The sequence below is a fragment of the Maribacter sp. genome, from assembly GCF_049667165.1.
Classification (GTDB): domain Bacteria; phylum Bacteroidota; class Bacteroidia; order Flavobacteriales; family Flavobacteriaceae; genus Maribacter_A.
Genome location: NZ_JBATHS010000313.1, coordinates 1 through 20,965 on the forward strand (window position 1 = coordinate 1; position 20,965 = coordinate 20,965).

Genomic DNA, 20,965 nt, shown 5'->3' on the forward strand with positions numbered 1-20,965 from the left:
GCTGCCAGCTTTTTGAATCCGCAATCGGGCAAAATCACCATTGACGGCGAAGATATGTCCAAAGTAAACCTCAACAGTTTTAGACAGCATTTGGGGGTTGTTTTACAGGATGATTTTTTGTTCGAAGGCACGATCAGGGAGAACATACTTTTTCCACGACCCAATGCCAGCGAAGAAGAATTGCAACAAGCCGTTAAAGCAGCTTATGTTGATGAATTTACGGACCGCTTTGATGAAGGTTTGGATACCTTGATCGGGGAACGTGGCATTAAGCTTTCAGGAGGGCAACGTCAACGGATTGCCATCGCCCGAGCGGTTCTTGCGAATCCCAAAATATTGATCTTGGATGAAGCCACATCGAACCTGGATACCGAAAGTGAAGCCTTGATCCAAAAAAGTCTAGCCAAACTTACCGAAGGGCGTACGACTTTTGTCATTGCCCACAGATTGAGTACCATTCGAAAGGCCGATCAAATATTGGTCATAGAAAACGGAAGTATTGCCGAAGAGGGAACCCACGATGAACTTATCGCCAAAGAAGGTAGATACTATAATTTATTTACCTACCAAGCAAGAATCTAATGTAACCAATGGATAGGTGGTAAACGATAATCCCATGATGGCAAGACTTACCAAGATAATTGGTATAATGGCGTTAATTATGTTGCTATGCAACTGTAAAGCCACCGCTACCACTTCATTTACTATGGCTCACGGAGCCATTGTACGCGGCGATAGCACCCGACAACAAATAACATTGGTGTTTACTGGGCATGAATTCGCCGATGGTGCAGAACATATTCGTAAAATCCTTAAAAAACAGAAAATCAAAGCAGCCTTCTTTTTTACAGGCGCATTTTATAGAAATCCCACTTTTATAGGGAATATCGAAAATCTGATTGAAGATGGACATTATTTAGGCGCACACTCCAATGACCATCTTTTATATTGCGATTGGGATAATCGGGATAGCCTTTTGGTCACCCATCAGGAATTTTTAAACGATTTAAAGTCTAATTATAAGGAAATGGAGCGTTATGGGATAACCAAAAAGCAGGGCCCCTACTTCTTGCCTCCTTATGAATGGTACAATGGGCGTATTGCGGAATGGACCGCGGACCAGGGCCTTCAATTGATCAATATGACCCATGGCACCTTGTCACACGCAGACTATACCACCCCAGCCATGTTGAATTACCGCAGTAGTGAAGTTATTTATAAAAGCATTTTGGATTTTGAAAACAAGAATGCATCCGGTTTAAACGGGTTTCTCCTATTGATGCATGTTGGAACGGACGCTAGTCGTGAAGACAAATTCCATATACGGCTTGAAGCACTTATCCTCGAATTAAAATCCAGAAAATACAACTTTGTCGGGTTGGAGGAGATCCTTGCAAAGGATTGAGATTACAAGTATATTTATAGGTATCCTTGAAATCCGTAAAATGTCCCGACTTTTATTTCTTCTTTATTTTATTTCACAGCTTGCAATGGCCTCAACACAGCCCAAGGCCATCCATATTCGAATCAATCAAATGGGTTATCTTCCCAATGAACCCAAAATTGCACTTGTTTTTTCGCATAGGCCAATAAACAAAAAAATGGTACTGGTCACTATGGATGAAACTCGTATCGTTGCCTCCTTTAAACCTAAAAAATCTAAAACCAAAGGCTGGGGTACATTCGAATATTATTACGAAGTTGATTTTAGTGACATTACCGAAGCAGGGAAGTATATATTACGAACAAAAGACAAGGCATTTACCTCCCAAACCATTAGGATATCAGAAAATGCCTATCAATACCAATCAGAAAAACTATTGGCTTTCATGCGACAACAGCGATGTGGGTACAATCCATTTTTTGATGTTGTTTGCCATCAGGGTGATGGCCGTTCTTTTTATGGCCCTATGCCAGATTCTACCTTTGTCGATGCCACCGGAGGTTGGCACGACGCAGGTGATCAACTGAAATATTTGATTACAGGGAGTTATGCCACAGCCCATATGTTGAAGGCCTATGAGTTATTCCCGAAAACGTTCCTTGATAGTGTCAACCATTTAGGACAACCGGGATCCAATGGCATTGCCGATGTCCTTGACGAGGCAAAATGGGGATTGGATTGGATTTTAAAACTCCATGCGCAACCAGACCAATTGATCCACCAAATAGCCGACGACCGGGACCATCGTGGTTGGAAAATGCCCGACCAGGACAATGCTGATTACGGTTGGGGCCCCAATAATCATAGGGCCGCCTATTATGCGACAGGCAAACCACAAGGCCTAAATAAGTACAAAAGTGAGGCGACCGGGGTTTCGAATTTGGCAGGTCGTTCAGCGGCGGCCATGGCCATGGCTTCCCGTATCTGGAAGGAAGAATTACAGGATTCCATTTTTGCGGCCATTTGTTTGAAGGCGGCCAAATCCCTTTACAACTTGGGCGTGGATAAAGAAGGTTTTCAACAGGGAAATTCCTATGGCGCGCCATATCGCTATTCAGAAAAAACATGGGCAGATGATATGGAATGGGGTGCTGCCGAGCTTTATAAAGCAACTGGAAACAAGCAATATCTTCAAGACGCCAAAAAATATGCATTAAAGGCCAATACCATTTCCTGGATGCCCTTTGACTCGGTTCCCCATTACGAATACTATCCCTTTGTAAATATGGGTCATTTTTCATTGTACGAACATGTGGATGCCGATTTCAAAAAGACCTTGGCGGCCTATTACAAAAGCGGCATTGGTGACAATGTAAAGCGGGGAAATACAAATCCCTATACGATTGGTGTGCCCTTTATTTGGTGTTCCAACAACTTATTGACAAGTTTGATCACCCAAGGTATTCTTTACGAAAAAATGACCGGGGACAAAACGTATGTAAAATTTATGGTCGAGCAACGTGATTGGCTTTTTGGAAGAAATCCCTGGGGGACCAGCATGTTCACCATGATGCCAGAACAGGGAGAATATCCTTTCGATGTTCACACAAGTACATGGGCCTTAGGCAAAAAACAGGTTGTTGGTGGGTTGGTCGATGGACCGGTCTATGGTACCATCTTCAATTCCCTAAAAGGGTTGCACTTGGTGGAACCAGATGAATTCAAGGATTTTCAGAATACCTATGTGGTCTATCATGATGACCTTGGCGACTATTCAACAAATGAGCCTACCATGGACGGCACGGCCGGATCAATACTAATGATGGCCTATTGGGCCGATCAATACTGATAAATCAAAAATGTAGGAGCTCAAAAGAATCAATCCATATTTATGACTTCCTCTATTTGAGGGGCGTATTTCTTAATAGTCATTTCAACCCCGCTCTTTAAGGTCATTTGATTTACAGTGCAGCCAACACAGGCTCCTTGTAGTCTGACCTTTACGGAAGTATCATTATCAATTGAAATAAGCTCAATATCACCCCCATCACTTTGCAGGAATGGGCGAATCTCATCAAGTGCTTTTTCTACATTGGTCCTTATGTCATCCGTTGTCATATGCATTATTTATTAACTGACGAACAACCTGCCATGGTTGTAATCTTTATGGCCTCCGTAGGAGGCAAATTTTCATTTCTATTTACCATTTCCTGAACAACGTTCTTGGTAATATCCTCAAAGGCTTTAGCAATGGGTGTCGATTCCTGAAGTGCTACGGGACGGCCTACATCACCTGCCTCACGAATACTTTGTACCAAGGGTACTTCCCCTAAAAATGGCACATTCAGGTCCTTGGCCAGATTCTTGGCCCCTTCCTTGCCAAAGATATAATATTTATTATCTGGCAATTCCTCAGGTGTAAAATAGGCCATATTTTCAATAATGCCCAATACCGGAACATTGATGGATTCCTGTTGGAACATGGCTACTCCCTTTCGCGCATCTGCCAATGCCACCTCCTGGGGTGTACTTACGACCACAGCACCGGTAACGGGCATGGCTTGCATAATGCTTAGGTGGATATCCCCGGTTCCTGGAGGCAAATCGATCAATAAGAAATCGAGATTGCCCCAATGGGCATCAAAGATCATTTGATTCAGCGCCTTTGCAGCCATGGGTCCTCTCCAAATCACGGCTTGGTTCGCTTCGGTAAAGAACCCAATAGACAATAATTGAACCCCATAATTCTCAACGGGCTTCATTTTTGATTTGCCATCGATGGTAACGGCTAAAGGTCTTTCCTGTACGACATCGAACATTATTGGCATGGAAGGCCCATAAATATCCGCATCCAACAATCCTACCTTAAAGCCCATTTTAGCCAAGGTTACGGCCAAATTTGCAGTAACGGTGGATTTACCGACCCCTCCTTTACCCGAAGCGACGGCTATGATATTTTGGATGCCGGGCAATGGCTTTCCCTTGATTTCATTGACCTTGGGATTGGCAGGCGCCTCAACCTTAAGGTTTATCTTTATCTTGGCCTTCTCATAGACTTCTTTATGAATGATCTTTAGAATCTCAACTTCCGTCTTTTTTCGGGCCTGAAGACTTGGATTGGTTATGGTAATATCAATTTCAACCTCGTCCCCGAATATCTGGATATTATTAACGGCACCACTCTCTACCATGTTCTGACCTTCTCCCGGAACCGTGATGAGCTCTAATGCCTTTAAGATATCTTGTTTGTTCAATTTCATAGTGATTATCGTACTTAATATAAATTCATTCTAAACAACAAAGATACGCCTTAGTGCCGAGAAGCTAAAGCTATTGGATTGAAAAGTAATCTTTCAGTATAGAGGTTTTCTATTGGATCAACCCAACTCTTTAAAAGGGTCCCAAAAATGCTTTTCAAAATCAATGATTTGATTATCGATTATTTTGACTCCTTCATTTTCGAGCAATTGTTGCATCAGGTTTGTTCCGTCAAAATGATGCTTGCCAGTCAATAGCCCTATTTTATTCACTACCCGGTGTGCTGGTATGTCGGGCATGTTATGGGATCCGTTCATGGCCCACCCTACCATCCTGGCACTACGGGCAGCACCAAGATATTTGGCTATGGCACCATAAGAGGTTACCCTACCGTAAGGAATACGCTTGGCAACTTCATAGACCTTCTCGAAAAAATTAATGTTCTCATCCTTCATGCCTTTAACCCTTTATGTTGGCTTGTTGCAAAATGATTTTTAAAATTTGGCTAGGCCGGTTTCATCGGTCCAGAATCCGATAAATTGTAATCAACAAGAGCACCACCATTAATGCGCTCAAAATATAGTTGGAATTCTTTGAGAAACGATCCGTCTTGTTTTCCAATTTATTGAAATAAATCGTATACATGTACAAGACCGAGAAAGTGCCACACCCTGCCGCCAATACAAATATGACGATATCCCAAACTTCGAATTTTATCCACCCTGTGGCATTCCACATGATATTGAGTCCGCTATAATAAGGAATGGTCAATAGATTAAGGGCCGCCAACAGCATCCCTTTAAAAAAACTGTTGCGCTTACTAATGGCGACTTCCTTCCTCTTCTTTTTTAAATTTCTTCTCGCTACCATAAAAAAGTAGATGGCAAAAAAAGCAAAAACCAGCACTGCGATTTTAAGTAAGGCCTCAACTACTTCAGGATTTCTATGTAAATATTTAGATATATAAACGGCAATCACAGCTTGCAGCATGATCATGGTCGATACGCCAAGACTGAATATGATCCCGTTCAACTTCCCCTTTTCGACACTGACCTTTGCCGCATTCATGTTCAAAAGCCCTGGAGGTACCGTAGCCATAAAGGCGGCTGAAAATGTAGCGAAAAAGAGAATGAGCAGGTGTTCCATATGTTAGTTGACCCTAAACTTGATATAGGTGATCGGTTTTCCTCTTTCAAGATACTGCTTTTCGTAGAAAGTTTGGATAGCCAATACTTCCATAGGGCTACCTTCATTCTTATAAACATCATGATTCGCGTAGATCACCTCGCGCTGTATACCTTGTAAAAGACCTAACGTATACCCATGCATAAACTCACTATCGGTCTTTAAATGAACGACACCTTGATCGATCAAGATATGTTCATATTTTTTAAGAAAGACCTCATTGGTCATCCTATGTTTTGTTCGCTTGTATTTTATTTGGGGATCTGGAAACGTAATCCAAATTTCGGTTACCTCATTTTCCTCGAACAGTTGATCTATTAGTTCTATTTGCGTTCTTAGGAAAGCCACATTGCCCATATTGTTTTCCAAGGCGGTTTTTGCTCCTCTCCATAAACGGGCACCCTTGATATCCACACCAATGAAATTCATTTGAGGATGCATTTGGGCCAAACCGATCGTATATTCACCTTTGCCGCAACCCAGCTCAAGCACTATGGGATTGTCGTTGCCAAAATGGCTGTTCCATCGGCCTTTCAAAGGGAAAGATCCTCCCTCGATTTCTTCCCTTTTGGGTTGCACCACATTCTTGAACGTAGCGTTTTCCTTAAACCTTTTGAGCTTGTTTTTGCTTCCCACAGCATTTTATATAAAATCCTGTGACAAATCTAATGAAATACTACTAGGCAGAATCAACTTGGTCATTATTTTGGGTGGGCCTTTTCTAGGGTAAAGGAAAATTCAGACCCAACCCCCTCGGCACTTTCCACATAAATTTTTTCATTATGGGCCTCGATAATATGTTTAACTATCGAAAGACCAAGACCGGAACCTCCTTCACTACGACTACCACTCTTGTCAACCCTGTAAAAGCGTTCGAACAATCTTGGGATATGATTTTGGGCAATTCCCTCACCATTGTCGGTCACCCTCACAATTACTTTGTTTTTGATCAAGTTTTCAACACTTACTTCAGTGGTCCCATTTTCTTGACCATATTTAATGGAATTGACCAATAAATTGGTTAAAACTTGCTGTATTTTATCGCGATCTGCATGCACTAGTATAGGATGCGCATACTCCATATCGAAGGTCAGGACAATATTATTTTTGGCTGCTTTCATCTCGAGCAATTCAAAAACATTCTCAATGAGCTCAATAATGTCGAAATCCACAAGATCCAGATTCAAGTCCCCAACTTCCAGTTTGGTGATCATGTCAAGGTCTTTGACAATATAGATGAGACGCTCAACCCCCTTATTCGCCCTTTGCAAATATTTCTTACGGACATTTTTATCCTCCATTGCCCCATCTAGCAACGTCAAAATATAACCTTGTACGGTAAAAAGGGGGGTTTTTAATTCGTGGGAGATGTTACCAAGAAAATCCTTTCTATAAGCCTCCCTAATATTCAGGGTATCGATTTCGATTTTTTTGTCTTTGGCGAATTTTTCGATTTCGGCCGTTAGTGTCTTCATGTCGGTGGTAATGGGCCCGGAAGAAAGACTGCTCGATTCCAACAAAGCCACATCATCGTATATTTTTTTTATCCTTCGATAGATGAATTTTTCAATCCTAAGCTGTAGGACAATAAAGGAACTTGCGAAAGACAATACGGCAAATACGCCAAGGAACACTACATTTAATGAACTGAAATACCACAAAAGACCCCATAACAGCAATGTGGAAAACAGGGTGATAAAAAAGGCAGACCTAAAGGCAAACCTATAGGATTTTTTCAAATCAATAGCCATTATAGTACAAACTTATAGCCCACACCCTTAACAGTCTTAAAATGATCATCCCCTATTTTTTCCCGTAGTTTTCTAATATGAACGTCAATGGTACGTCCGCCAACAACGACTTCATTGCCCCAAACCCTATCTAGGATCACTTCACGTTTAAAGACTTTGTTGGGTTTTGAGGTCAACAAAGACAATAATTCAAATTCTTTTCTAGGTAGCACTATTTCCTTTCCGTCATTGATGATTTTATATTCCTCGCGGTTGATCACAATCTTTCCCACCTTGAAAATCTCTTCATCAACGGTAGCGTCTTCCTTAAACCTTCTAAGTAATGCCTTGACTTTACGCACAAGGACTTTGGGCTTAATAGGTTTGGTAATATAATCGTCAGCGCCCGCATCAAAACCGGCCATTTGGGAATAATCCTCTCCGCGTGCCGTCAGAAAGGCCACAATCGTATTTTCCAAGCTTGGATTTTTTCGTATAATCCCGCAAGCCTCAATGCCATCCATCTCGGGCATCATGACGTCCAAAATAATCAAATGGGGCAATTTTTTTTTGGCCATGGCAACACCTTCAATACCATTTTTGGCCGTAAAGACTTGATATCCTTCCGTAGTAAGATTATAACCCACAATTTCCAAAATATCAGGTTCATCATCGACTAGCAGTATTCTAAGGTCTTTCTTTTTCATGTCTATTCTAAATTCAATGTGAACTAAAAGTAAAGATAATACTATTACAATGAAACACTTATGAAGCGGTCCAATTCGTAACGTTAACATAACACTCCGATTTAAAAAAAAACAAAAATTACATTCTCGCAATTCATTAGACCGTGCATTTCATCGATCTTTTGTAGGAAACCATTAATGTCCCATATCATCGAATACAAATATTAGTATATTTGTGGCACATCTCTTGCGTTAATTTTTTTATGAAGAAACTTTACTTTGCTTTCTTTTTCCTTTTTATTTCGCTCGGCTTTGCGCAAGACGGAAAGCCAAATGGGGATATCATTGGTTTTAAGTTATATCCAAACCCGGTCACCAATGGCAAGGTCTACATTGTTACCGCTGAAAAGGCCCCAAAAAAAATCTTTATTTTCGATGTCTTGGGAACCCAAGTTATGGAAACCACTCTATTTAGGGAAGAATTGAATGTTTCTGAATTGGATGCTGGGGTATATGTTCTTCGGGTTTACGAAAAAGATAAAATTGCCACCAGGAAACTGATTATTAACTAGTTATTCCTATTTTACATCTTTAAACCTGTACCTGACCTTCGATAAAAAGCCTAAATTATCGATGAAATGCAAGGCCTTGCTTCTTTACCTACATTTTATCGAATTTCACAACATTTTCAACTTGTGAGTTTCCCCTTTCAGTATCTTTATAGTGTTGATCCCAAATCAATACCAATGAAGAAAATCTACTTTATCCTACTTATGGTGTCTTCTTTTGTGCTTTTCGCACAAGAATCTGAGCATTTTAAAAATGCTAAGATTGACGATATTCAAGGGTTTAAGCTCTATCCTAACCCAGCGATCAACGATGTGGTCTACATCTCTACCGAAAAAAATGCCTTGAAAGATATTATTGTCTATGATGTCTTTGGTGAGGTGGTATTAACCGACAGGATATTGAATACATCGTTGAATATTTCAAGACTCATACCCGGGGTTTATGTTTTACAGGTTTCGGAGGAAAATAACACCATTACACGAAAACTGGTTGTAAAATAAGTCCGGTTTTAGAATCGATCAATTCGCTGTATCATTACCTTTGTAGGTACAATGTCGATGATCAACACCGCCAAAATAATAGAGGTCCGTTCTGAGGATGAATTTGAGTCCATGGCCTTGGATATCTTCAGATATCAATTAAAGAACAACTCCATATATGCTGAATTTTGTCATTATTTGGAACGTTCTTCTTCAAACGTCAAGGAACTCAAGGAAATTCCTTTTTTACCCATTCACTTTTTCAAAACAAAAAAAGTGGTTTCGACCACTTCAGATCCCCAGGCTGTATTTTCAAGTAGCGGTACTACCGGGCAAGCGACCAGCTCACATTATGTAACCGATATCAGGTTATATGAACAAAGCTATACCAAGGGTTTTGAATACTTCTATGGTGATGTTTCACAATATTGCATTTTAGCGGTATTACCCTCCTATTTGGAACGTAGTGGATCTTCTTTGATCTACATGGTCAACGACCTCATTGAAAAAAGCAACCATCCTGAAAGCGGTTTTTATCTAAATGAAATCGACAGGCTTGTCGATACCTTGACCACGTTGGATACGAAAGGAAAAAAGGTATTGCTTATTGGTGTTTCCTTTGCCCTTCTTGATATCGTTGAAAAACATCGGTTGCGATTAAAGAACAGTATTGTCATGGAGACAGGTGGAATGAAAGGACGACGAAAGGAATTGATACGCACAGAATTGCACGACCTTCTTAAAAAGGGATTTGGAGTTGAGGTGATTCACTCTGAATACGGGATGACCGAGTTGCTTTCACAGGCCTATTCCAAAGGTAACGGTATTTTCGAAACACCCCCTTGGATGAAATTTATGATTCGGGATACGGAAGATCCCTTAAGCTTTATGCCCTGTGGCAAAACCGGGGGTATCAATGTGATTGATTTGGCCAACATCAATTCGTGCTCGTTCATTGCGACACAAGATTTGGGGAAAATGAATGAAGACGATAGTTTTGAAATCTTGGGTCGTTTTGACAATGCTGATGTTCGCGGATGTAACCTTTTGGTACTTTAAAACCAGTATATCATTCCAGAATTAAGACATTTTTCCTAGTCAACCACCAGAACAAAATAATTCTTCTTGCCGCGCTGTAACAAGACGAACGTATCGTTTATCAAATCGTTGGCTGTAATCAAGTAGTCTTCCTTGACTTTTTCCTTATTTACCGAAATTGAATTTTGTTTCAATTCCCGTCTGGCCTCCCCATTGGAACTTAAAAACCCTGTCTTGGCAGCCAATGCCCCAATCATATCAAGGCCACCATCCAATTCAGATCTCACGATATTGGCCTGGGGCACCCCTTCAAAAACATCCAAAAAGGTCTTTTCATCAAGACCTTTCAAATCTTCAGAAGTGGATTTCCCGAAAAGGATATTACTGGCCTTTTTGGCATTTTCCAAATCGTCCTGTGAATGCACCATTACGGTAATCTCATCGGCCAATCGCTTTTGAACTACTCTAAGATGAGGTGCCTCTAGGTGCTCGGCAATCAAGCTATCGATCTCATCCCTACCAAGGAAGGTGAAAATCTTAATATATTTCGTTGCGTCCTCATCGGAGGTATTCAACCAATACTGGTAAAATTTATAGGGTGAGGTTCTATTCGAATCCAACCAGACATTGCCGCCTTCGGTTTTTCCAAACTTGGTGCCATCTGCCTTGGTGATTAAAGGACAGGTTAACGCATATCCCTTTCCGCCGCCAATTCTCCGAATAAGTTCAGTGCCTGTGGTGATATTGCCCCATTGGTCACTCCCACCCATTTGTAGCGTACAATTATGATGTTGGTAGAGATGAAGGAAATCGTAGCCTTGCACCAATTGATAGGTGAATTCAGTAAAGGACATGCCGTCCTTGGATTCGGCCGATAACCGTTTTTTAACAGAGTCCTTGGCCATCATGTAATTGACCGTAATATGTTTTCCTACGTCCCTAATGAAGTCCAAAAACGAAAAGTTCTTCATCCAATCATAATTATTGACCAGGATAGCGGCATTATCAGCCTTCCCATCAAAATCCAAGAACCTGCTTAATTGGACTTTTAATGCCTCTTGATTTGCACGTAATGTGTCCTCATCCAACAAATTGCGTTCTTCGGATTTGCCCGATGGGTCACCGATCATACCGGTTGCCCCTCCCAATAAAGCGAAGGGTTTGTGTCCTGCCAATTGAAAGTGGCGCAACATCATTACACTTACCAAATGGCCTATATGCAATGAATCGGCAGTGGGATCGATACCGACATAAGCAGATTGCAAGCCCGTCATTAAATGCTCTTCGGTACCGGGCATAACATCGTGTAACATTCCTCTCCATCTTAGCTCTTCGACAAAATTTGTACGCATTTCAAGAATTATTTGTTGGTAGCTGCAAATATAAAAGGAATTACATTGGCTTTCCCAATTTGAATTTGGATTTATTAGGCTTCATTTACTTAAATTTGGACCATGATATTGGTTACAGGTGGTACGGGATTGGTCGGGGCGCATCTTTTGCTGCGTTTACTTCAAGACAATGCTTCAGTTCGTGCTATTTATAGGGAAGGAAGCAACCTAAGACAGGTAGAAACCGTATTTTCATATTATACCGAAAAGTCCTCCCAACTCTTTGACCAAATAGAATGGGTACCGGCAGATATCAACGATATCCCAGCATTGGAGATTGCTTTTGAGGATGTGGACTATGTATACCACGCTGCGGCATTAATTTCATTTGACCCAAAAGATTATCACAGACTGAAGAAAACAAATGCCTTGGGAACGGCGAACATTGTAAATCTCTGCCTTTCGAACGCCATTAAAAAGCTTTGTTATGTAAGTACCATCGGAGCTATTGGAAAAAGTGCCGAGGGCCAAATAGCCACTGAGGAAAACGAATGGTCGAGCCAGGAAGCAAATGTGTATGGTCTTACCAAGTATCGGGCAGAGATGGAAGTTTGGCGGGGTTCACAAGAGGGTTTGGACGTCGTTATCGTAAATCCTGGGATAATCCTTGGTCCGGGATTCTGGGAAACTGGCAGTGGAACGCTTTTTACCATAGCCCACGAGGCGAAGAACTATTATCCACCGGGAGGAACCGGTTTTATCACGGTCAATGATGTGGTTAGAATGATGGTCGAACTAATGGCTTCGAATATTGTGAACCAACGATTCATTGCTGTTGCTGAGAATCTTAGTTACAAAGAAATCTTGACCCGCATGGCCATACCATTGGGAAAAAAGGCGCCTTCAAAAAAGTTGCGACTATGGCAATTGAGGCTAGGTCGCCTTTTTGATTATCTAAAAAGCCATTTGATCGGAAGTAAAAGAAAGCTCACCAAAAAAGCCATTGACTCCTTTTTGCATCCTGAAACCTATGACAATCAGAAAATCGTTGCTGCCCTAGACTTTGAATTCGAACCTTTGGAAGCAACCTTAGTCTTTTGTTGTGAAAAATTCAAAGAAGAGAATCCTTAGCGCTTTTTACTCTTCCCTTTTTTAAGGGACTATTCTTAAATTTAGTATCCATAAGTATGCTATCATAGATTCTTTTCTCCTCGGTAATCCGCCCTTTCTCCTTTTCAAGCATTGCTTCAATGGCTACATAAATAGCTTCATATTCCTTGGGCTGGGAGGCATAATAGGTATCGCTGGTCACAAATTGTAGACTATCGACCCCGTATTTTTCAAAGATGAAACGCGTCGGCTCAATATTATTGTCCCTCAATATATTCGAATTCGAATTTTTTGCAGCATTCAAAACAGCAAAATCACTAAGGATGTTTATCATTTTATCCTTTGGTATTAAGTCCTCTGGTCTTTGAAGTAACTTCTCGCTGCAGGAATACAGGAGTAAAATAAATACGATTGCAGCTAGGTATTTCATCACTATCTATTGAACGTTAGGCGTTTTGCATTTCTTTGGGCTGAAAATTTACCATTTTCGTAGGCCAAATGGCCATTGACGAAAGTATGGGTGACTTTTGACTTAAAGATAGTCTCCTCGAATGGCGACCAACCGCATTTATAGGCAATATTTTCTTTGGTGACCTTCCAAGGATCGTTAAGATCTACCAAGACTAAATCGGCATAATACCCTTCCCTAATAAAACCTCTTTTTTCAATCTGAAATAACGTCGCTGGGTTATGGCACATTTTTTCGACCAACTTTTCCAAAGAAAGCAATCCCTCATCATATTTTTGGAGCATAGCCGGCAATGCATGCTGCACCAAGGGTCCGCCCGAAGGAGCCTGGGTATATACATTGTCCTTTTCTTGCAACGTGTGCGGGGCATGGTCCGTGGCGATCACATCAATGCGATCATCCAATAAGGCCTCCCAAAGCTTCTCGCGGTCCCCTGCTGTCTTCACTGCCGGATTCCATTTGATCAAAGTGCCTTTGGTAGCATAATCCGCATCGGAAAACCAAAGGTGATGTATACATACCTCAGCGGTGATTTTCTTTTGCTCCAACGGAATGTCATTGTGAAAGAGATCAGTCTCAATACCCGTAGATAGGTGAAAAACGTGAAATCTTGCCCCGGTTTTCTTAGCCAAAGCAATTGCTTTTGAGGAAGAAATGTAACAAGCCTCCGCGCTACGGATAAGAGGATGGTACTTCACGGGAATATCATCCCCGAATTTTTCCTTGTAATGATTTAAATTTCGTTTTATGGTGGTTTCATCCTCACAATGGGCTGAAATCACCATTTCTGTATTCCTGAATATTTTTTCTATGACTTCCTCATCATCAACAAGCATATTCCCGGTAGAAGAACCCAAAAAAAGTTTAATCCCAGAACATGCCTTCCGGTCTAAACGCTTAATTTCTTCCAGGTTATCATTGGTGCCACCGAACAAAAACGAATAATTGGCAAATGAAGTTTCCGCGGCCCTCCCAAACTTTTCTTCCAACTTATCAATGGTCGTGGTTTGCGGAACGGTATTTGGCTGTTCCATATAAGAGGTTATCCCCCCTGCCACAGCGGCCCTACTTTCAGAGGCAATATCGCCCTTATGGGTCAGTCCGGGTTCCCTGAAATGCACCTGATCATCGATGAGACCGGGAAACAGGTACTTACCGCCAGCATCAATCACCTTGGCTTCCGAATCGCTGATCGATACATCGATCTTATCAATAAACTCCCCGTCAAGCAAGACATCAGACTCAAAGATCTGATTCTCGTTAACTATCGTGACATTCTTAAGCAGCACCCGACCCATAATCAGAACTTGTTTTTTTGGAATATACTTTTTAGTTTCATTTTCATTACCCCGAAGACGGCTTCACTAATAATCGAAGAACTCATTTTGGATTTTCCTTTTTCCCTATCCCTAAAAATAATGGAAACTTCCTCGATGACGTACTTTTTCAAAAAGGCCCTGAATTTCATCTCTATTTGAAAAGCATAGCCCACGAATTTCACCGAATCCAAATCGATATTCTCGAGCACATGCCGTTTATAACATACGAAACCAGCCGTTGGGTCGTGCACACGCATCCCGGTGACCATCTTTACATAAAAAGACGCTCCATAAGAAAGCAGGACTCGGTACATGGGCCAGTTCACCACATTAACCCCTTTTTTATAGCGTGATCCCACGGCTACATCGGCTCCATTTTCACAAGCCTTGCGCAAACGTAGAAGATCTGTTGGGTTGTGCGAGAAATCGGCATCCATTTCAAAGATATAGTCATACCCTCTGGCAATCGCCCATTTAAAACCGTGGATATAGGCGGTACCCAATCCCGATTTTTCATGACGAACCTCCACAAACAATCGATCTGGGAACTCCTTTTGCATGCCCACCACATGATCAGCCGTGCCATCAGGTGAGTTATCGTCTACAATGAGCACATTAAAATCCTTCTTTAACATAAACACAGCCCTTATTATGGCATCGATATTCTCAATCTCGTTATAGGTGGGGATGATGACCAAACTACCTGCCATAATCTTCTTTGAATTTCCACAAAAATAGTATTTTAAAAGCTGTCGAAGAATATGAACCGACTATTTATCATTTTTTTAAACCTTTGGTTACCATGTAGAATTTGTAATTTTACGACCGAATCAACAATCAACAATACCATTGAAATTACCTAAGCTTTTCTTATACCTGTTAGGTTCTATCTTGATCTTGAATCTAATTCAGGCCCATTTTACGGAGCTTATTTATGATGAGGCTTATTATTGGCACTATGCCAAAAACATGGCTTGGGGGTATTTTGACCACCCTCCTATGGTCGCTTTGATGATCAAAATAAGCAGTTTTTTGTTTGATGGTGAATTGGGTGTTCGTTTCGTCAGCTGTCTCTTCTCCGTGGGGACATTTGTTTTTTTATGGATGGCTATTGATCATCCTGAAAAGAAGAAATACGTTCCCCATTTTTTCGTGTTGGTGTTTTCAATGACCTTGCTCAATGCATATGGCTTTTTTACATTGCCCGACACACCCTTGCTTTTCTTTACCGCCTTATTCCTGTTGGTGTATAAACATTTTATACGAAAACCGTCGATTGCCATCGCCCTTGTCCTAGGCATTATAATGGCCGCGCTTATGTACAGTAAATACCACGCTGTACTGGTGATATTCTTCGTGTTGCTCTCAAACCTTAAGTTGGTCTTCGATAAATATGCGTGGATAGCCGTTATCACAGCCTTGGTATGTTATATGCCCCATTTTTTGTGGCTTTATGAACATGACTTTATTTCTATTAAATACCATTTGTTTGAACGGCCGAATGCCCCATATGATTTCAACAAATATACACTGGGTTTTTTGGTAAATCTGATAGCGATTTTCGGACTTACATTTCCATTTATGTATTATGCCTTGTTTAAAAGCCGTTCCAAAGATCTGTTTACCAAGGCCCTACTCTATTTAACCTATGGTGTTCTGATATTTTTCTTTATATCCAGTTTTAACCGAAGGGTGCAGACCCAATGGATCATCGTAGTTTCAATCCCCATGGCAATTCTTGTCTTTAACTATATAATGGAGCATGCCGGCGTTCGTAAATGGGTATTCAGGCTTGGCTTGGTCAACATTGCCATAATCTTATTTCTTCGGATAGGTCTTGTCTATGAGCCGTTATTCCCCATTTACTATGAAACCCATGGGAATAAGGCATGGATGTCGAACATACAGGCCACGGCGGGTACCAATCCAGTGGTCTATGAGAACTCATACCGCAATGCGCCCATGTATGCTTTTTATACGGGCGAAACTTCATATTCCCTGAACAATATCAATTATAGGCAAAACCAATACTCCATTGATAATTCGGAAGAAGCGGTTCAGCACAAGAAAGTTCTTTATGTTTCAAAATACTTGAACAAAAGGGACTTTACTTTTCCGAAAGCCAACGGTAGTGTTTACTATGCCCATTATATAGATGACTTTGAATCTTTTAGAAAATTAAGGTGTATCGTAAAAGATGAAAAATTCAAAATGGATGATCAGGAATATACCGTAAAAGTATATAATCCGTACGCGACCGACATTTCCGTCAAAAAATTACAATTTGCCATTGCATATTTGGACAATGCCAAACAATTCAAGGAACTTGTCCCTATTCAAGTGAATCCCGTCCATAAGGAATTAGTTTCCCTTGCATCAAATGATACGACACTTTTTACGTTTAAGTTACCAAAGGCTAAAAAGACGACGTCCCCCAAGTACTTTAAAATCGTGATTTCAGAAAACGGATTGCGATACGGATTGAACAGTGAGACGATTAAATTGAACTAATGGAACCCCTCTTAAAAAATACGGTAGCGACCGATTGGATAACCATATTGATTATCCTAAGCCTACTTTTCTTGGTTTTGGCCAAAAGTGTATTCTATTCCAGATTCCTTAATTTCATTATTCTACCTTTTAACAACAAGTATATTTTCATGTACAACAAAAAGGAAAAAGTAATGAATTGGTTTAATCTTTTTTGGGGATTGTTCCTAATCATCAACTTTTCACTTTTCGTTTATCTCGCCTTGGATGTTTTTCAAGTATCGGAGCTTACTTCGGATAATTTGGCCTACCCCTGGATGATGGCGGGCTTAATTTTGTTCCTATTCATTAAATTGGGGATGCAATTGGGCAATGGGTACATCTTTGGCATCCAAAAAATAATCACTGAGGTCATTTTCAAGAAATTATCCTATTTCAATTACAGCGGTATCATCATGTTTTTGGCCAATATCATTTTGACCTACATTTTTATTGGTTCCAAAGCTGTCTTTTATGTGGCAATTTTGCTAATTCTCTTAGTAAATGTAATTGGCTGGATCACAATCCTAAGGAATCATCAAAAATTGATCACCAACTATTTTTTCTATTTTATTTTGTACCTTTGCGCACTTGAAATTGCACCGTTAGTCCTCATCGGGAGCTATCTAAAAGACTAGGATTTATGAAAGTAAAGACGATTTTGGTATCGCAGCCTGAGCCTAAAATGGAAAATTCCCCATATTCCAGACTCATTGACAAGGAAAAAGTAAAAGTTGACTTCAGGCCATTTATTCATGTGGAAGGAGTTGATGCGAAAGGTGTGAGACAACAAAAGATAGATTTACACAATTATTCTGCCCTTATTTTGACCAGTAGAAATGCCGTAGATCATTTTTTCAGGATTGCAGAGGAAATGCGCTTCAAGGTGCCTGATACCATGAAATACTTTTGCCAGTCTGAAGCTGTTGCCTACTATTTGCAAAAATATGTGGTGTATCGTAAGCGCAAGATTTATGTAGGTAAGATGAATTTCAATGACCTAATTCCCTTATTTAAAAAATACAAGGACGAAAAATTTCTTTTGCCATCCTCTGATGTCTTAAAACCACAGGTGCCTGAAACTCTGGATGAATTGGGTGTTAATTGGACCCGAGGCATTTTCTATAAAACCGTGATCAGCGATCTATCAGACCTAAGGGATGTGTATTATGATGTTCTGGTCTTCTTTAGCCCTTCAGGGATAGAGTCATTGCTAAAGAATTTCCCTGATTTTGAACAGAAGGATACGCGGATAGCGGTATTCGGCAATTCAACCATAGACGCAGCCACCGGAGCCGGTTTGCGCATAGATATCAAAGCGCCTACGCCAGAAACGCCTTCTATGACGATGGCATTGCAAAAATACATTACCACGGTAAACAAAAAATAAGGATTGGGCCTCATTAAGGGGCCCTTTTCTTTTTGAAGATACAAAAACCCTACAAAGGCAGGCTTGGTTTACTTTTGAACACCTTATACCCTAAAACCAACCATCCAAAAATCAACAAGGTACCACCCAATGGTGTCAGCAAGGCGATTTTCTTAAAATCGAAGTCGGTCAAGGCGTTGGTGGCCAAAAAATAGATCGAAAACGAAAACAGCACCATTCCCAGGACGATCAGATAAAAAACCAGCTTTTTATGTTGCTCGGGCAAGAATCTTGTATTCGCCAATATCAACAAGAACAAGGCATGGTACATCTGATACCTAATACCCGTCTCATAGGTCAATATCGCATCCGAATCAATAAGCTTTTCCAAACCATGTGCCCCAAAAGCACCCAATAAAACCGCAAGGACCCCAAAGAATATCCCCGTACTGAAAATTGTTTTGTTCATAACTTAATACGTCTCTAATTTTATAAAAATAACAATTTGATACCTTAGTGTTCCGTTATTATCACATAAAAGTAATTAAACGTAATGTTGCGAAAAATACTTGTTTTAGGTGCCGGAAAATCAACGTCTTACCTATTGGACTACTTTCTGGAAAAGTCCGATACAGAAAAACTTCTCTTGACCATTGGGGATATAGACCCAAAAACGATTCCGACTTCAATTAAGGACCATCACAATTGCCGGGTTGTGCCCATGGATATTTTAAACGACGAGGCCCGAAGGAAGGAGATCAAAAATAGTGATATAGTCGTTTCGATGCTCCCAGCCCGTTTTCATATAAAAGTCGCCGAGGATTGCGTGGCTTTTAAAAAACATCTCGTTACCGCTTCGTACATCAGCGACGAAATTGAGGCCCTTGATAAAGCCTTAAAAAAGAAAGGGCTGATCTTTATGAACGAAATTGGTCTTGACCCGGGTATCGACCATATGAGTGCCATGCAGATCATTGACCGCATTAGAAACCAAGGAGGTAAAATGGTACTTTTTGAATCGTTTACCGGAGGTTTGGTCGCCCCAGAAAGTGATACCAATCTATGGAACTATAAATTTACCTGGAACCCTAGGAATGTTGTTCTGGCCGGTCAAGGTGGTGCTGCAAAATTCATACAGGAAGGCACGTATAAATACATTCCCTACCACAAGCTTTTTAGGCGTACCGAATTTTTTGAAATCGAGGGATATGGCAAATTCGAAGGATATGCCAACCGGGATTCCTTAAAGTATCGTGAAGCCTACGGCTTACAGGAAGCACTTACCCTGTATAGGGGCACCATGCGCAGGGTCGGTTTTTCAAAAGCATGGAATATGTTCGTTCAGTTGGGAATGACCGATGACAGCTATGCCGTGGAGAACTCCAAGGGGATGTCTTATCGCGAGTTCACCAATTTGTTTCTCCCCTATTCCCCAACAGACTCGGTCGAATTGAAGTTGAGGCATTATTTGAAAATCGACCAAGATGACAGTAAATGGGAAATGCTTTCCGAACTACATCTTTTCGATGCCAAAAAGACCATTCCCCTCAACCATGCCACTCCTGCCCAAATATTGCAATTGATCCTGGAAGATAGTTGGACGCTTGATGAAGATGATAAGGACATGATCGTAATGTACCATAAGTTCGGCTATGAACTGCATGGTAAAAAATTACAAATTGACGCCAATATGGTTGTAATCGGTGAAAACCGGACTCATACGGCCATGGCTAAGACCGTAGGATTACCGGTTGCCATTGCCACACTGCTGATCCTCAACGAAAAAATAAAAACCCCAGGGGTGCAAATTCCCATATCAAAAGAAGTATATGATCCTATTTTAGCTGAACTGAGGAACTATGGCATCACTTTCAAAGAATATGAAGTGCCTTATTTGGGTTATAATCCGCATAGTGTAGGCAATTAGAATTTAATCGGGATTTTGTATTTTTACTTTCATATTGAAACGCAAAAATGAAATCTGACGATAAAAATGTTAAGATTGATGGGATTGATAAGAAAATCCTAAGGTTTTTAATGAACGATGCGCGTAAACCGGTACTTGAAATAGCACGAAGTATTGGTATTTCGGGTGCGGCCATTCACCAACGTTTGCGGAAGTTGGAAGCATCAGGACTTTTATCTGGTTCAAAGTTCATCATCAACCCAAAAGTCTTGGGGTATACCACAATGGCCTACATTGGCATCTATTTGGATAAGGCCATGAGCAATCCTATGGCCGTAAAACAATTGGAGAAAATCCCGGAGGTATTGGAATGTCATTATACAACAGGTAATTGGTCGATCCTTATCAAAGTACTATGCAGGGACAATGAACATTTAATGCATGTGCTGAACAAAGAGATCCAACAGATTGAGGGGGTTTCACGCACAGAAACCTTTATCTCGTTAAACCAACAGATCGATCGGCAGATAACGATATAAAAAAGTGGTTGTGTAAAAAGTCGGTTCTGCTGTCATTTCGAGCGTAGTCGAGAAAAGTAACTA

At 40.8% G+C, this 20,965-nt stretch carries 24 protein-coding genes; 12 read left to right on the plus strand and 12 right to left on the minus strand.

Features of this window, described 5'->3' with window-relative positions; translation table 11 throughout:
• The 3 genes from WBM98_RS14495 to WBM98_RS14505 form a co-directional block, all read left to right on the plus strand.
• A partial coding sequence (locus tag WBM98_RS14495; RefSeq protein ID WP_424366740.1) for an ABC transporter ATP-binding protein occupies positions 1 to 582 on the plus strand: 582 nt, incomplete at its 5' end.
• A gap of 34 nt (positions 583 to 616) precedes the next feature.
• The gene (locus WBM98_RS14500; RefSeq protein WP_424366741.1) at positions 617 to 1,405 is read left to right on the plus strand and encodes a polysaccharide deacetylase family protein; all 789 of its coding nucleotides are present in this window, start codon (positions 617 to 619) and stop codon (positions 1,403 to 1,405) included.
• Positions 1,406 to 1,445: 40 nt separating this feature from the next.
• Positions 1,446 to 3,233 (plus strand): glycoside hydrolase family 9 protein, encoded by a 1,788-nt coding sequence (locus WBM98_RS14505; RefSeq protein WP_424366742.1) that lies wholly within the window; start codon positions 1,446 to 1,448, stop codon positions 3,231 to 3,233.
• Positions 3,234 to 3,262: 29 nt separating this feature from the next.
• Here WBM98_RS14505 and WBM98_RS14510 read toward each other — a convergent pair whose 3' ends face one another.
• The 7 genes from WBM98_RS14510 to WBM98_RS14540 form a co-directional block, all read right to left on the minus strand.
• Positions 3,263 to 3,502, minus strand: a complete 240-nt coding sequence (locus WBM98_RS14510) for a NifU family protein (protein WP_424366743.1) — start codon at positions 3,500 to 3,502, stop codon at positions 3,263 to 3,265.
• 5 nt (positions 3,503 to 3,507) lie between these two features.
• Positions 3,508 to 4,644 (minus strand): P-loop NTPase, encoded by a 1,137-nt coding sequence (locus tag WBM98_RS14515; RefSeq protein WP_424366744.1) that lies wholly within the window; start codon positions 4,642 to 4,644, stop codon positions 3,508 to 3,510.
• Positions 4,645 to 4,761: 117 nt separating this feature from the next.
• On the minus strand, positions 4,762 to 5,097 hold the full coding sequence (locus tag WBM98_RS14520; RefSeq protein ID WP_424366745.1) for an MGMT family protein: 336 nt from the start codon (positions 5,095 to 5,097) through the stop codon (positions 4,762 to 4,764).
• Between the two features lie 61 nt (positions 5,098 to 5,158).
• The gene (locus WBM98_RS14525) at positions 5,159 to 5,788 is read right to left on the minus strand and encodes a LysE family translocator (RefSeq protein WP_424366746.1); all 630 of its coding nucleotides are present in this window, start codon (positions 5,786 to 5,788) and stop codon (positions 5,159 to 5,161) included.
• Positions 5,789 to 5,791: 3 nt separating this feature from the next.
• On the minus strand, positions 5,792 to 6,463 hold the full coding sequence (gene trmB / locus WBM98_RS14530) for a tRNA (guanosine(46)-N7)-methyltransferase TrmB (RefSeq protein ID WP_424366747.1): 672 nt from the start codon (positions 6,461 to 6,463) through the stop codon (positions 5,792 to 5,794).
• 65 nt (positions 6,464 to 6,528) lie between these two features.
• Positions 6,529 to 7,578 (minus strand): sensor histidine kinase, encoded by a 1,050-nt coding sequence (locus tag WBM98_RS14535; protein WP_424366748.1) that lies wholly within the window; start codon positions 7,576 to 7,578, stop codon positions 6,529 to 6,531.
• On the minus strand, positions 7,578 to 8,264 hold the full coding sequence (locus tag WBM98_RS14540) for a response regulator transcription factor (protein ID WP_424366749.1): 687 nt from the start codon (positions 8,262 to 8,264) through the stop codon (positions 7,578 to 7,580). Before WBM98_RS14540 ends, WBM98_RS14535 begins: the two co-directional genes overlap by 1 nt.
• Positions 8,265 to 8,506: 242 nt before the next feature.
• On the opposite strand from WBM98_RS14540, the gene WBM98_RS14545 reads away from it, so the two are divergent.
• The 3 genes from WBM98_RS14545 to WBM98_RS14555 all read left to right on the plus strand — a co-directional run bounded on the left by WBM98_RS14545 (position 8,507) and on the right by WBM98_RS14555 (position 10,351).
• Positions 8,507 to 8,815 (plus strand): T9SS type A sorting domain-containing protein, encoded by a 309-nt coding sequence (locus tag WBM98_RS14545; protein ID WP_424366750.1) that lies wholly within the window; start codon positions 8,507 to 8,509, stop codon positions 8,813 to 8,815.
• A 174-nt stretch (positions 8,816 to 8,989) separates the two neighbouring features.
• Positions 8,990 to 9,313 carry a T9SS type A sorting domain-containing protein gene (locus WBM98_RS14550; RefSeq protein ID WP_424366751.1) on the plus strand — a complete coding sequence of 108 codons (324 nt, stop codon included), beginning with the start codon at positions 8,990 to 8,992 and terminating at the stop codon, positions 9,311 to 9,313.
• 57 nt (positions 9,314 to 9,370) lie between these two features.
• Positions 9,371 to 10,351, plus strand: coding sequence for an acyl transferase (locus WBM98_RS14555; protein ID WP_424366791.1), 981 nt, complete (start codon positions 9,371 to 9,373; stop codon positions 10,349 to 10,351).
• Positions 10,352 to 10,386: 35 nt separating this feature from the next.
• On the opposite strand, the gene tyrS is transcribed toward WBM98_RS14555, so the two are convergent.
• The gene (tyrS, locus tag WBM98_RS14560) at positions 10,387 to 11,682 is read right to left on the minus strand and encodes a tyrosine--tRNA ligase (protein ID WP_424366752.1); all 1,296 of its coding nucleotides are present in this window, start codon (positions 11,680 to 11,682) and stop codon (positions 10,387 to 10,389) included.
• Between the two features lie 102 nt (positions 11,683 to 11,784).
• Between tyrS and WBM98_RS14565 the strand changes: the two genes are divergently transcribed.
• Entirely contained in the window at positions 11,785 to 12,792 is a 1,008-nt protein-coding gene (locus WBM98_RS14565; RefSeq protein ID WP_424366753.1) for an NAD-dependent epimerase/dehydratase family protein, read from the plus strand.
• On the opposite strand, the gene WBM98_RS14570 is transcribed toward WBM98_RS14565, so the two are convergent.
• The 3 genes from WBM98_RS14570 to WBM98_RS14580 are packed head-to-tail and all read right to left on the minus strand — an operon-like array spanning position 12,773 to position 15,269.
• Positions 12,773 to 13,201 carry a DUF4296 domain-containing protein gene (locus tag WBM98_RS14570; protein ID WP_424366754.1) on the minus strand — a complete coding sequence of 143 codons (429 nt, stop codon included), beginning with the start codon at positions 13,199 to 13,201 and terminating at the stop codon, positions 12,773 to 12,775. The two genes, WBM98_RS14565 and WBM98_RS14570, sit on opposite strands and share 20 nt — an antisense overlap.
• A 2-nt stretch (positions 13,202 to 13,203) precedes the next feature.
• Positions 13,204 to 14,538, minus strand: coding sequence for a dihydroorotase (locus WBM98_RS14575; RefSeq protein ID WP_424366755.1), 1,335 nt, complete (start codon positions 14,536 to 14,538; stop codon positions 13,204 to 13,206).
• Between the two features lie 2 nt (positions 14,539 to 14,540).
• A complete protein-coding gene (locus tag WBM98_RS14580; RefSeq protein ID WP_424366756.1) occupies positions 14,541 to 15,269 on the minus strand; it encodes a polyprenol monophosphomannose synthase in 729 nt (242 codons plus the stop codon).
• Positions 15,270 to 15,408: 139 nt separating this feature from the next.
• On the opposite strand from WBM98_RS14580, the gene WBM98_RS14585 reads away from it, so the two are divergent.
• The 3 genes from WBM98_RS14585 to WBM98_RS14595 are packed head-to-tail and all read left to right on the plus strand — an operon-like array spanning position 15,409 to position 18,478.
• Positions 15,409 to 17,070, plus strand: a complete 1,662-nt coding sequence (locus WBM98_RS14585; protein ID WP_424366757.1) for an ArnT family glycosyltransferase — start codon at positions 15,409 to 15,411, stop codon at positions 17,068 to 17,070.
• Positions 17,070 to 17,726, plus strand: a complete 657-nt coding sequence (locus WBM98_RS14590; protein ID WP_424366758.1) for a DUF4271 domain-containing protein — start codon at positions 17,070 to 17,072, stop codon at positions 17,724 to 17,726. Before WBM98_RS14585 ends, WBM98_RS14590 begins: the two co-directional genes overlap by 1 nt.
• 5 nt (positions 17,727 to 17,731) lie before the next feature.
• Complete coding sequence (locus WBM98_RS14595) at positions 17,732 to 18,478, plus strand: uroporphyrinogen-III synthase (RefSeq protein WP_424366759.1); 747 nt, start codon at positions 17,732 to 17,734, stop codon at positions 18,476 to 18,478.
• Between the two features lie 49 nt (positions 18,479 to 18,527).
• Here WBM98_RS14595 and WBM98_RS14600 read toward each other — a convergent pair whose 3' ends face one another.
• A complete protein-coding gene (locus WBM98_RS14600; protein ID WP_424366760.1) occupies positions 18,528 to 18,926 on the minus strand; it encodes a DUF423 domain-containing protein in 399 nt (132 codons plus the stop codon).
• A gap of 84 nt (positions 18,927 to 19,010) precedes the next feature.
• Here WBM98_RS14600 and WBM98_RS14605 point away from each other — a divergent pair, with 84 nt between their 5' ends.
• Both WBM98_RS14605 and WBM98_RS14610 read left to right on the plus strand, forming a co-directional pair.
• Positions 19,011 to 20,384, plus strand: a complete 1,374-nt coding sequence (locus WBM98_RS14605) for a saccharopine dehydrogenase family protein (RefSeq protein ID WP_424366761.1) — start codon at positions 19,011 to 19,013, stop codon at positions 20,382 to 20,384.
• 47 nt (positions 20,385 to 20,431) lie between these two features.
• Complete coding sequence (locus tag WBM98_RS14610) at positions 20,432 to 20,902, plus strand: Lrp/AsnC ligand binding domain-containing protein (protein WP_424366762.1); 471 nt, start codon at positions 20,432 to 20,434, stop codon at positions 20,900 to 20,902.
• Positions 20,903 to 20,965 lie beyond the last annotated feature (63 nt).

Excerpts from the sequence above, each read along its gene's own strand:
- WBM98_RS14500 (WP_424366741.1), top strand. The coding sequence starts at position 617 with ATGATGGCAAGACTTACCAAGATAATTGGTATAATGGCGTTAATTATG.
- WBM98_RS14505 (WP_424366742.1), top strand. The coding sequence starts at position 1,446 with ATGTCCCGACTTTTATTTCTTCTTTATTTTATTTCACAGCTTGCAATG.
- WBM98_RS14510 (WP_424366743.1), bottom strand. The coding sequence starts at position 3,502 with ATGACAACGGATGACATAAGGACCAATGTAGAAAAAGCACTTGATGAG.
- WBM98_RS14515 (WP_424366744.1), bottom strand. The coding sequence starts at position 4,644 with ATGAAATTGAACAAACAAGATATCTTAAAGGCATTAGAGCTCATCACG.
- WBM98_RS14520 (WP_424366745.1), bottom strand. The coding sequence starts at position 5,097 with ATGAAGGATGAGAACATTAATTTTTTCGAGAAGGTCTATGAAGTTGCC.
- WBM98_RS14525 (WP_424366746.1), bottom strand. The coding sequence starts at position 5,788 with ATGGAACACCTGCTCATTCTCTTTTTCGCTACATTTTCAGCCGCCTTT.
- WBM98_RS14535 (WP_424366748.1), bottom strand. The coding sequence starts at position 7,578 with ATGGCTATTGATTTGAAAAAATCCTATAGGTTTGCCTTTAGGTCTGCC.
- WBM98_RS14540 (WP_424366749.1), bottom strand. The coding sequence starts at position 8,264 with ATGAAAAAGAAAGACCTTAGAATACTGCTAGTCGATGATGAACCTGAT.
- WBM98_RS14545 (WP_424366750.1), top strand. The coding sequence starts at position 8,507 with ATGAAGAAACTTTACTTTGCTTTCTTTTTCCTTTTTATTTCGCTCGGC.
- WBM98_RS14550 (WP_424366751.1), top strand. The coding sequence starts at position 8,990 with ATGAAGAAAATCTACTTTATCCTACTTATGGTGTCTTCTTTTGTGCTT.
- WBM98_RS14555 (WP_424366791.1), top strand. The coding sequence starts at position 9,371 with ATGATCAACACCGCCAAAATAATAGAGGTCCGTTCTGAGGATGAATTT.
- tyrS (WP_424366752.1), bottom strand. The coding sequence starts at position 11,682 with ATGCGTACAAATTTTGTCGAAGAGCTAAGATGGAGAGGAATGTTACAC.
- WBM98_RS14565 (WP_424366753.1), top strand. The coding sequence starts at position 11,785 with ATGATATTGGTTACAGGTGGTACGGGATTGGTCGGGGCGCATCTTTTG.
- WBM98_RS14570 (WP_424366754.1), bottom strand. The coding sequence starts at position 13,201 with ATGAAATACCTAGCTGCAATCGTATTTATTTTACTCCTGTATTCCTGC.
- WBM98_RS14575 (WP_424366755.1), bottom strand. The coding sequence starts at position 14,538 with ATGGGTCGGGTGCTGCTTAAGAATGTCACGATAGTTAACGAGAATCAG.
- WBM98_RS14580 (WP_424366756.1), bottom strand. The coding sequence starts at position 15,269 with ATGGCAGGTAGTTTGGTCATCATCCCCACCTATAACGAGATTGAGAAT.
- WBM98_RS14590 (WP_424366758.1), top strand. The coding sequence starts at position 17,070 with ATGGAACCCCTCTTAAAAAATACGGTAGCGACCGATTGGATAACCATA.
- WBM98_RS14595 (WP_424366759.1), top strand. The coding sequence starts at position 17,732 with ATGAAAGTAAAGACGATTTTGGTATCGCAGCCTGAGCCTAAAATGGAA.
- WBM98_RS14600 (WP_424366760.1), bottom strand. The coding sequence starts at position 18,926 with ATGAACAAAACAATTTTCAGTACGGGGATATTCTTTGGGGTCCTTGCG.
- WBM98_RS14605 (WP_424366761.1), top strand. The coding sequence starts at position 19,011 with ATGTTGCGAAAAATACTTGTTTTAGGTGCCGGAAAATCAACGTCTTAC.
- WBM98_RS14610 (WP_424366762.1), top strand. The coding sequence starts at position 20,432 with ATGAAATCTGACGATAAAAATGTTAAGATTGATGGGATTGATAAGAAA.